The sequence below is a fragment of the Mycobacterium sp. DBP42 genome, from assembly GCF_005924235.1.
Classification (GTDB): Bacteria; Actinomycetota; Actinomycetes; order Mycobacteriales; family Mycobacteriaceae; genus Mycobacterium; species Mycobacterium syngnathidarum.
Map to the genome: position 1 here is coordinate 1 of NZ_VCMY01000100.1, position 1,445 is coordinate 1,445.

1 protein-coding gene is annotated in these 1,445 nt (G+C 66.2%); it reads right to left on the minus strand.

The window, feature by feature from the left end; genetic code table 11:
- On the minus strand, positions 1-1,369 hold a 1,369-nt coding region (locus tag E0T84_RS31545), incomplete at its 3' end, for an FtsW/RodA/SpoVE family cell cycle protein (RefSeq protein ID WP_138746424.1).
- Between the last annotated feature and the right edge of the window lie 76 nt (positions 1,370-1,445).

A 1,445-nucleotide genomic window follows, 5' to 3' on the forward strand; every position in this document is an offset into this window, starting at 1 on the left:
GGTTGGGGCCGGGGGTGGTGGTGATCGGCCGCCGTGCGGCGTGCGAGATGCGCACCAGGATGGCCAGCAGGATGTAGTTGGCCAGCAGCGAGGAACCGCCGTAGGACATCCACGGGGTGGTCAGGCCGGTCAGCGGGATCAGTTTGGTGACGCCGCCGACCACGATGAACAGCTGGATGGCCAGCGTCGAGGCCAGCCCGGCGGCCAGGAGCTTGCCGAAGCTGTCGCGCACGGCGATCGCGGTGCGCATGCCGCGGATGATCAGGATCGTGTAGAGCATGAGAACGCCTGCCAGGCCGACCAATCCGAGCTCTTCGCCGATCGCGGCGACGATGAAATCGGTGGCGGCGGCGGGCACGGTACCGGGCTGTCCGTTGCCCAGGCCGGTGCCGAAGATGCCTCCGGTGGCGAAGCTGAACAGCGATTGCACCATCTGGTAGCCGGCGCCGTCAGGGTCGGCGAACGGGTCCAGCCAGGTTTCCACGCGGACCCGGACATGACCGAAAACCTGATACGCCACAATGCTTCCCGCGGCGAACAGGGCCAGCCCGATGACCACCCAGCTGAGCCGCTCGGTGGCCACGTAGACCAGCACCAGAAACGACGAGTACAGCAGAAGTGAAGTGCCCAAATCTTTTTCGAAGACCATCACGCCCACCGAGGCGGCCCAGGCCAACAGCAGCGGAGCCAGGTCGCGCGGCCGCGGCAGGTCGAGGCCGAGGAAATGCTTACCCGCGCTGGTGAACAGGTCACGCTTGGCCACCAGCACCGCGGCGAAGAAGATGAGCAGCAGAATCTTGGAGAACTCGGCGGGCTGGATCGAGAAGCCGGGGAACTGGATCCAGATCTTGGCGCCGTACTGCTCGGAGTACTTCCTCGGCAACAACGCCGGAATGACAAGCAGCACAAGGCCGGTCAGCGCGCAGATGTATCCGTATCGGGCGAGCATGCGGTGGTCGGTCAGCAGGGCCACCACCACGGAGAACCCGATGACACCCACCAGCGTCCACATCATCTGCTGGTTGGCGGTGCCGCCGAGTCCGTCGGAGGCCGTCTCACCCTTGGCCAGGTCCAGCCGGTGGATCATCACCAGGCCCAGCCCGTTGAGCAGCGCGGCGACCGGCAGCAGCAAGGGGTCGGCGTAGGGGGCGAACCGGCGCACAGCCAGGTGCGCGGCGCCCATCAGGACGATGAACGCGACGACGTAGCGGATCAGGTCCCAGCTCAGGCCCTGTTCCTGATTGGCCTCCACGATCAGCAGCGCGACCGTGGTGATGAAGGCCGCAAACCCCAGAAGCAGCAGTTCCGCGTTGCGCCGATTGGGTAGCGGCGGCATGACGGTAACCGGCGACTGGGGTTGAGTCGTCATGACACAGCTCGGCAGTTCATCCCCGGTTCGGGCGGTGGGGGAGGCAGCGCGGTGACTGTGGGCGACTGCGTCGGTA